A 415-nucleotide genomic window follows, 5' to 3' on the forward strand; every position below is an offset into this window, starting at 1 on the left:
CAGTCAACCTGCTTCAATTTATGGTGAAGGAAAATTATCCAGTACGTCCTGAAACTTTGGATGAAGGTGATATTGAGCATTTCGAAATCTTGCCAGATATCTTACAAGAATATCTGCTTTATGTAAGATATACCGCAATCCTCATTGATCCATTTTCACAGCCAGACGAAAACGGACATTACTTTGATTTTTCAGCTGTACCATTTAAGCAAGTCTATAAAAATGAACAGGATGTTGTTCAAATTCCAAGAATGCCAAGTGAAGATTATTACAGAACGGCGATGATTCAGCATATTGGGAAAATGCTAGGTATCAAAACGCCAATGATTGATCAGTTCCTAACTCGCTATGAAGCAAGTTGCCAGGCGTACAAGGATATGCATCAAGATCAACACTTATCTTCTCAATTTAATAC

General features: G+C 37.1%; 1 pseudogene. It reads left to right on the plus strand.

From position 1 onward, the window contains the following. A pseudogene (gene cntM, locus FMN63_RS30040) lies at positions 1–415 on the plus strand (staphylopine dehydrogenase CntM); the annotation flags it as partial.

The organism is Stappia sp. BW2 (assembly GCF_008107695.1).
Classification (GTDB): Bacteria; Pseudomonadota; Alphaproteobacteria; order Rhizobiales; family Stappiaceae; genus Roseibium.